Below are 9,077 nucleotides of genomic sequence, written 5' to 3' on the forward strand. Positions count from 1 at the left end.
AAATTCATCTGATCAACTCTTAATATTTGCAAGATAATTAATACTTTAACATTAAAAAAGTTAACTTAAGTTGAATATGCTCAAGAGGCAATATATGATAGGCTCAAACATGCTATTTATTGAACGAATGATCTACTCTCAACCGAGTATCGCACCTACTATTGTAACCTAGTTAACATTTTGATTAAGACAGAAAATAGGGTTTACGTATAAAATTCAGATATGGCGTTATGAACTCTAATTTAGCCACTCTGTTTACCATTCCGTATTTTCAGTTATTTAATTCAATAGTATATGTTCCACTACTGCCTTTTCCATTAGAAATTGATTCTGATCTTCCTTTTCGAAGTTCATAAATTAAGCGGTAGTATGTTCTATCTCCACTCATATCTACTTCTGTCATTGTATTTGGAGTTGTTATGTTGGAAACACTTACAGCACCATCATATTGTGTTGTATGAAATGTTCTATACATTATTTCTCTAAGTCCACTTATTGTACTGTAACTGTATTCATCTCCATTCATTATTGTTGTTCCTTCTCGTAGTCTTATGTTTGAACTAGTATGTACGTTTATGTCGTCGATGTTATCTGTTCCTTGTATGCTTGTTAATCCAGAAAGGTCACTTACTTCCATGTTCATTCCAGTCATTCCTTTTATGCTGTTAAGATATAAGTTATCCATGCTTGTTACTGTAATTCCATTTTCTGGAAGTGCTGATGCAACTTCGTTTAGTACGAATGGTATTCCAAAGTCGTCATTAATTAAATCGAACATTCCTTGTGCCCATTGTTTTTGTTCAGTTGTCGTTCCATCTGCAAAGTGAACATTTATTATTCCATCTCTAAGAGTTGGTAGATAATTGCTGTTGTTTCCATCCATTGTTTTTAGTCTTGTAATATCTACAGTTTTATTTTCGCCAGTTTTTGGGTCTTGTGTTACTGTTGGTACTAATCGTATATCGTAAACTTGTAATGTATCTGCGAATCTGTCTACTCCATCTTCTTCAAATAATATTCTTCCTGAGCTAGGAGGATAATTTAGTGGGTTGCTTTCTTTCACTATTGGTATTCCATCGTGTTTGAAGTGTTGGTTGTCTCCGTCTTTGTAAGCATCTATGCTTCCTTGAAATCCTACTGGGAGCATTTTTGTTAATGCGTTTCCGTCATTACTTGTTATTGTCTGAATAACATTTCCATTATTGTCTTTCACGTCTATTGTGTATCCGTTAACGTTATTTCCTGTAATTGCGTCAACAATATTTAGTTTTATTCTTTTTTCTTGTCTTATTGCTTCTAAGTAATCATACCCTTGGCTTGTTCCGTCAGGAGATAATGTTATTATTTTTTCAAGCGGGTATAAATCTTGACTTCCAGTTCCTGGTCTTGGAGTGTATATTATTTTTACTTCTGTTGTTCCTGTTGCATTTACTGGAATTGTATCTTTCCATGCAACGTCATGGGATACTCCTGTTCTTATGTCGTGATAATTAAGTTCTTCATTTATTATTTCTATGTCGCTTATTGCTCCTGATTGGTTTGGATCAAATGGTGCTCTCCATAAGTACGCAACTGCTTCTTGTGGTTCGCTTTGCTCTTTTACTAATTGGAATGTGATATTGTTTGCTTCTCCTTCGTTTAGTGTCGCACTTATTGTGTCGCTTTCATATCCGTTTCTTCCTGCAATAATCTCAACGTCTTGTGTGTGGTCTATTGCTTGCATTTCTAGGTTTGCAACTGTGCTGCTTAAGCTTTGGTCGCTGTCTACTACTTGTCCATTGAATAATAATTGTACATCTAAAGAATCAAGAGTAGTTCCGCTTTCACTATCTGTTGCACCTACTTGTGCTTCATATAAATATTTTAATCTCTCTTGTACTGAATTGATGTTTGTTATTTGTTCTGCAAGTGCTGTTACTTGTGTTTGATAATCCGTGTATTCTGTTTTTTCAGCTAAGAAGTTTAGTACTTCACTTGCGTCAATACTCATAAATTCTAATGTGTCAAGACTGTTTTCTCCTGTGTTTCCATTCCATGTTCCTTCGTCTCCTGATATTGTCCATGCAACGTTTGGAGTGTTTGATGAAATTGCTATAGTATATTGTTTTTCAACAGGAACTTGTGTTATTGGAGTCAAGTCATAAACAAAATTGTTTGTTTGTCCTTCGTTTAGTGTTGCACTTATTGTGTCGCTTTCAAATTGGTTTCTGTCTACTATGAATGAAACATTTTGTGAGTGTCCTGGTTGTGTCATTTCAAGATATGCAGTTAACCCCTCTAAACTATTATCTTCGTCAATTTGTTGTCCGTTAAAGAGCATTCGAACATTTACTGAATCAATGTCTGTTCCTGTTTGTGCATTTCTTGCGCCTACTTGTGCTTCGTATAAATATTTGATTATTGCGTTATCTGATGTTAGTGTTATATTTTGTCCTGATGCGATGTTTGTTGCTATAAAGTCATTTTCGTATTCTGTTTTACTTACTGTTAACTCGACATCTGAGTTTTCATCTGTATCTGTGTATTCAAGAATTGATGTTGAGTTTGCTCCCGTGTTTCCAGTCCATGTTTTATTAGAACTAACATCTGTAAATGACCAATCAGAATTTGGATTAAGATTTCCATCTTTATCTTTGGAAACTATTGTTACAGTATAGTTATATGTGTCAGGAGTTACTGTTCTTTTAACCAGGTTGTATGTGAACTCGTTTGCTTGTCCTTCTGTTACTGTTATGTTATCCATTGAAGGTGTTTCATAACCGTTTCTTTGTATTAGTTGTGTTAAATCTATTGTGTGTCCTGGTTGTGTTGTTGATAAATTAACTTCAGTGTTACTTCCACCATTACTTTGAGCGATTATGTTATTATTTTGATATGCTTTTACTTCGACTGAGTCTAACAAGTTTCCTGTTTCACTGTCTTTTGCGAATACTTTCCATTCGTATAAGTATGTCATAAGTTCATTCATCGTTGTGATTGATGTTTGACCTGCGTTTACTGTTTGTGTTTTCGTTGCATCTTTGTATTCATCAGCACCAGTATTAATTATTATGTTAAGACTTGCATTTGTATTTACGAACATTGCAGTGTCAATTGCATTGCTCCCAGTATTACCATAATCAATGATTTCATTGTTTGAGTTTCTTATTTCCCAGTCCATGTTTTGAACGTCATTTCCTTGCATGTCTTCTGAGTTAAGAATTATTGTATATTGTTTATCTGTAGGGACTGTTTGTTCTTCAACCATTTGGAAACTTTTATTGAAGTCTCCTTCTGTCAGTGTGAAACTAGTAACTAAATCTTCAAGTCCTGTTTTACTTAATGAGTATCCATAGTTTACATTATCAGGATTTTCTCCATCACTTGATGATATTTCTACATTCAAGAAATCAGCTTCACCTTGAGAATTAGTGGTCACTTTTAGTGTGTCTGTTGTTCCTATCTCCCATAGTTTAGCAAGTGCTCCTTCTACCGCACTATCATCATTTTCTTTTGTTGTTGTAGTATAAAGATTTGCAAAGAATTGTTTTGCTCCTTCTTCTGTTAGTTTAATTAATTGATATTCTTCGCCTGTTGTAACGCCCCATAATGTATCGTTAAATGTTTGGAATCCATTTAGAGTAACATTACGTGCCCAGTTTGTTATTTTAGGATTTAATTTATTTCCTTCTTCATATCCTACGGGAATATTAGAGATTGTTGCTTCTCCATTTGCGTCACTTCTTCTTGTGAATCTCAAATCTTCGTTTTCTAATTCTTTAACATTTATTGTTGCACTTTCTAAGTTGTTTCCGTTTCTATCTTCTATATCGAAGTAAAAATCTACTGTATGTTCTGGCCATGGTTCAAGATTGATGTCAACTACATCTCCTTTGTTAACTTCAACTGTATCCGTTCGTGGTTGGTATGCATCTATTTGAGGATCATCGTCTGTTTGAATAATTATTTCTTCAGTTCCAACATTTGCACTTTTTTCTTTGAAATCATATACTTGTGTTCCTTGGTACGGTAGGTTATTTGATACTATTTTTGTGCTATGTCCTGCTTGGTCGGCAAATATCATCACTCCTGTCGCCCAGTCATCCACATTTAATAGTGCTTTATATTCATTGAAATTTCCTGTCCGTTCAAACTTTCCTTCTGCTAGTCTTTGACCTAGTATGTTTGCTATTGTTCCAAATTTAGGATCTATTTTTGATTGTAATGTTGCTTCTATTTGATTTCCGTTATAATTTAATTTTAGAATGTCATCTGCTAATGGATTTGTACTTATTGCCGTTATTATGTCGTAGAGTTCGTAGTATCCTATTGCATCTGTGGTTGTCGTTTTTTCTTGCGCACCATCTTTATTTTCTCGTGCTTTTACTGTGGCATTTTCTATTGCAGCACCATTTACGTTGTCGCGTACATTTCCGCTTATGTCTTGTGAATTGGCAAATTTCACTAAGAAAGCTAAAGCAAAAATTAATCCTGCTTTTTTCAAGCAAATGAAAACTGTTTGTTGGTGCCGTAATCTATCAATTGTTATGTCTCGGAGAATAGTAGAAAAACACATTAGCCAATTTAGTTTTTGCTTAAAAATAGCAAAAAATGAACCTTCGTGCTTTTTGAATCATTCTAAATTACTCAACACAAATCATTTACAAACCCTCACGCAATACACATTATTCGAATTATGATAGAAATTTTGTAATTCTATATCATCCAAAAACATACATAAGATTTTTATAAAAGACTCTCTAAGGATAATTAAAAAAATACATCTATCACTCTAGATATAAGGGCTAGCCGAGTATCGCACCAATAATCGTCGCACTCATCAACGAAGCCAGTGTTCCGGCCAACAATGCGCGCATTCCGTATTGCGAAAGAAGTACGCGGCGTTTTGGTGCCAGCGCTCCGATTCCACCAATTTGAATACCGATGGATGAAAAGTTGGCAAAACCACATAATATATAGGTAGCCATAATAATCGACTTGGTTTCGGTAAATGCTCCGGCTGCTTTCAGGTCGGCCAGCGAAACGTATCCGATAAATTCGGTAAGAATGAGTTTCTCACCCAGCAAACGACCAACCACAGCAATATCTTCCGGACACACACCAATCAACCACATAATTGGAGAAAAAGTATAACCCAATATAAATTGCAGCGACAGCTCATTGTATTTTCCATCGGTAACATTGGCAATAACTTCGTTTAAATGTGTGATGGCGCCCACTTTGGTAAATATAAAATTGAACATGGCAATAAAGGCAATAAACGCCAAAAGCATTGCCGCAACATTTACCGCCAGTTTTACCCCTTCGGTTGTTCCGTTTGTAATGGCATCCAAAACATTGCTTCCGATTTTATCGCGACTTACTTCAATGTTCTTATTTATTGCGTCGGTTGGTGGTACCAGCATCTTCGAGAATACAATGGCCGCAGGTGCTGCCATTACCGAAGCGGTAAGCAAGTGCTTGGCAAATTCTAAACGAAGTTGCGGATCGTCGCCCCCCAACAATGCAATGTATGCCGCTAAAACACCTCCGGCAAGTGTTGCCATTCCACCTGTCATTACCAACAGAATTTCCGATTTGCTCATTTTATCGAGGTAAGCTTTAATCATCAGCGGCGATTCGGTTTGCCCCAAAAAAATGTTCCCGGCAACTGAAAGCGCTTCTGCTCCCGAAATTCTCAGCACCTTGGTAAACACCCACGCCAGTCCGTACACAATTTTTTGGATGATTCCCCAGTAGAATAACAAACTGGTTAAAGCCGAAAAGAAGATAATGGTTGGCAACACCTGGAAAAGAAAAATATAACCATAGGTATCGGCATTCATTAAATCGCCCAGCAAAAAGGTACTTCCTTCTTTGGTAAAGTCGAGCACCTTAACAAATATCTTTCCGAAAAACTCAAATCCACTCTGTACAACAGGCACATACAAAACGCCAAGCGCCAGCAAAATTTGCATGGCCAAACCAATTCCTACTGTTCGCCAAGGAATGTTACGGCGATCGGAACTAAAAATATACCCCACAAAAACCAACACCACCATTCCTAACAATCCCCGAAAAAGCGTCATAATCGAGAAAGGTGTTTGTCGCTCTTTTGCCAAAAGAATATTCGAAGTATCGGTTTGTTGCGCTGCAGCGTCGGCGGCTGATAACATTGCGTCGGTGGCATGAGCTGCCAGCGGTTGAAAAAAGAAAATGCCGGTAATTACTACCAGCAACATTATAATGCGTTTCATTGCGTGTTTTTTCATTTCCTTTCACCCCTGTCGTCCCTTTGGTCCTCCTGTCCTCCGTCAGCTGACGGAGACAATCGCGATGAAGTAGCGATAGGGGTGATTGTTAATTATGCGTTTCTAACTTATTTCTCTCGTTTATTCAGTTCATCGCGAATTATCGATGCCTTCTCGTAATCCTCGTCTTCGATGGCCTCGTTCAGCAATTCCTGCAAATCACTGGTTGAATATTGTGCATACGACGATCCGGTTGTCTCGGGCTCTTCTTCATCCATCATACTGCGCACCGGAGAATTCTCATCGTCCGATTCCAATACAATTCCGGCTTTCTGTAAAATTTCTTCCGAGGTATAAATCGGGCACCTGAAACGTAGCGCCAACGCCACTGCATCCGATGTTCGCGAGTCAATTCGGATCTCTTTGCCGTTCATCTCGCACAACAGTTCCGAATAAAAAATGCCTTCTTCCAGCTTGTAAATGGTTACCTCAAGCAAAGCGATATCGAAAGCCAGAGCCATGTTTTTTATTAAATCGTGGGTAAGCGGACGCGGAGGTTTTAGTCCTTCCAGCTGAATGGCAATTGCCTGTGCTTCAACCGGTCCGATAATTATAGGAATTCTGCGTTCTCCTTCTTCTTCTGCCAACACCAACGCGTAAGCCCCCGACTGGGTCTGACTTACCGATAATCCTAAAATGTTTAAGCGTATTTTTTGCATGCTAACGTTTGCCCTGTATCTTTTTTTCGATGCAAACAAATATAATAATCATTTTGGTTCCATTCCATTTATTTTGCCCGTTTTCAAGGTAATGGGTTTAAACTGCCCGGTTTTATGCACTATTTGCAATTTTATTTCAGCAAAACTCAGCTATATTCGAACCACACAAAACCCAATGCCATGGGCAACGTACATACGAACGAAATAAATTTCTGCAAAAAAGACAGTTCAAGTGTAGTTTTTTACCCGCTTTTGCGACTTACTGAGTGAAGAGCAAAATGAAAAACCGTGTTGTAAATAAAACTGAATTCAGCGCACTGATTGAGAAGCACCAGGCAATAATCCATAAAATAACCATGGTTTATGCCAACGGACAATCAAACCGCGAAGACCTGTTCCAGGAGATTTGCCTGCAACTTTGGCGATCGTATTCAAATTTTCGGAGCGAGTCGAAATTTAGTACATGGATGTACCGCGTGGCATTAAACACGGCAATTAGTACTATTCGGAAAACGAGAACGGATATTCATTTTGAGCAGCTGCACGACAACGATCGTATTGAAACAGAAACTTCTGACGAGAAGGAACAGGTAAAGCTACTGTACCGGGCAATTTCGAAACTTAACCGGATCGATAAAGCGGTAATTCTGCTTTGGCTCGAAGAAAAAAGTTACGACGAAATTGCTTCGATACTGGGAATCTCGAAAACGAATGTAAGCGTAAAGCTGGTTCGTATTAAACACAAACTGGAAGAAATGATTTTCAACCTTCAGTAAAAAGCCATGAACGACAAAAAATTAAAAGACATGTGGAACAAAGCAGAAACCCTGATGGGAGCTTCGGATTACGAAAGCTTGTCTATCGAACAATTTATTTCGGGACGCTCGAACGATACTACCCAAAAAATACGGAACATGATTATTTTCGATCTTGTTTTAAAAGCATTGGCACTGTGCGTATTGGCCATTGATTTTGCACTTTATTTTGGCAACACCAATATAATGGTGGTTACCGCGGCAGGAATATTATTACTTATACCGCTAATTTTTATTCAACGGAAAATGCTGAACCGTTTTACCGAAGCTGCCGACAACGGGCAAACTACGCGCGACAAACTGGCATCGATGCTTACTTATTTAAAGACGAAATTCTTTAGCACGCTACTTTCGGTTGCCGGCACCTATTTATTTGGTTTTATAGCCGGCTCGCTGGTGTATTTTTACGCAACTTACGGCTATGTGCGCAATTTCGACGGAGTAGATGTTATCGTGTTTTTGGGGTTTATTGTTATTGGAATTGTCTTCAATTTTGCAATTAACCAGGGGCAAACTAAATACCACATCAAACACCTCGAAACCTGCCTGAACGACCTTAACGACAAAAATCTGGAACTGGTTACGGAAAACATCGAGTTGCAGCGCAAACAAGACCGAACACAAAAACTGTTGCTCGGCCTGGTATTAGTTATCGGATTTGTATTATTGATCGCTGTTTTGATGAACGTATAACCCGAAAATAGCCTCCAACATTGCGGCCTGCATCAAAAAACGGTCATTATTCCCAGAAATCACCAACTGGAACGAAAGTTAGACGGTTTTTAGCTGACTCTCCCTCACTCCCTCTCTGTTTGCAGAGAGGGACGATTGTGTCGCAGGCACAATCAGGGTGAGTCAATAACACTTGATTCTACCCTGCAACAAATTATTGCACTACCGGAGTTTCAAAAAAAAAGAAACCATTTTTTGAAAAGATTTTGATGCAGGCTGCGTATATATTTCCGGAATACAAAAGGAATGTAAATACGTTCAACCAAAAAACAACTGCCATGGAATATAAAGTGCACAAACTAAAGGTTAACATGAACGAAGATCAGCAAATGCTGGAGCAATATTTAAATAATTTGCGCGGCGAAGTAGTATCGATTATCCCCAATGTTAAGCCAATCTTCAGGCCAATGGGAGCCACGGCCAAAGTGGATTTTCTGCTAATAATTGAAAAGCTTGTAAATTAGCTGTCAATTTATTGGCATTTATTTGCTAATTATCTAAAAATAACTACTTTTGCAGTCCGAATTTTGAATCGATCAGGCTCGAATAAGTGAAATCCGATGCGATATCCGCCTGACGGT

Annotated in this window: 6 protein-coding genes; 3 read left to right on the plus strand and 3 right to left on the minus strand. The window is 37.9% G+C overall.

The annotated features are described in order from the left end of the window. Positions 1–271: 271 nt before the first annotated feature. The 3 genes from QZ576_RS20630 to QZ576_RS20640 form a co-directional block, all read right to left on the minus strand. Positions 272–4,483, minus strand: a complete 4,212-nt coding sequence (locus QZ576_RS20630; RefSeq protein WP_297100928.1) for a carboxypeptidase-like regulatory domain-containing protein — start codon at positions 4,481–4,483, stop codon at positions 272–274. A 301-nt stretch (positions 4,484–4,784) separates the two neighbouring features. Beyond that, positions 4,785–6,236, minus strand: a complete 1,452-nt coding sequence (locus tag QZ576_RS20635) for a nucleoside transporter C-terminal domain-containing protein (RefSeq protein ID WP_297100931.1) — start codon at positions 6,234–6,236, stop codon at positions 4,785–4,787. A gap of 122 nt (positions 6,237–6,358) precedes the next feature. Beyond that, positions 6,359–6,949 carry a bifunctional nuclease family protein gene (locus QZ576_RS20640; RefSeq protein ID WP_297100933.1) on the minus strand — a complete coding sequence of 197 codons (591 nt, stop codon included), beginning with the start codon at positions 6,947–6,949 and terminating at the stop codon, positions 6,359–6,361. Between the two features lie 278 nt (positions 6,950–7,227). On the opposite strand from QZ576_RS20640, the gene QZ576_RS20645 reads away from it, so the two are divergent. The 3 genes from QZ576_RS20645 (at position 7,228) to QZ576_RS20655 (ending at position 8,960) form a co-directional block, all read left to right on the plus strand. Continuing rightward, positions 7,228–7,725 (plus strand): sigma-70 family RNA polymerase sigma factor, encoded by a 498-nt coding sequence (locus tag QZ576_RS20645; protein ID WP_297100935.1) that lies wholly within the window; start codon positions 7,228–7,230, stop codon positions 7,723–7,725. 6 nt (positions 7,726–7,731) lie between these two features. Next, a complete protein-coding gene (locus QZ576_RS20650; RefSeq protein ID WP_297100937.1) occupies positions 7,732–8,457 on the plus strand; it encodes a hypothetical protein in 726 nt (241 codons plus the stop codon). Positions 8,458–8,705: 248 nt separating this feature from the next. Beyond that, a complete protein-coding gene (locus tag QZ576_RS20655) occupies positions 8,706–8,960 on the plus strand; it encodes a hypothetical protein (protein ID WP_297100940.1) in 255 nt (84 codons plus the stop codon). The last annotated feature ends 117 nt before the right edge of the window (positions 8,961–9,077 follow it).

This window comes from uncultured Draconibacterium sp. (assembly GCF_913060805.1).
Classification (GTDB): Bacteria; Bacteroidota; Bacteroidia; order Bacteroidales; family Prolixibacteraceae; genus Draconibacterium.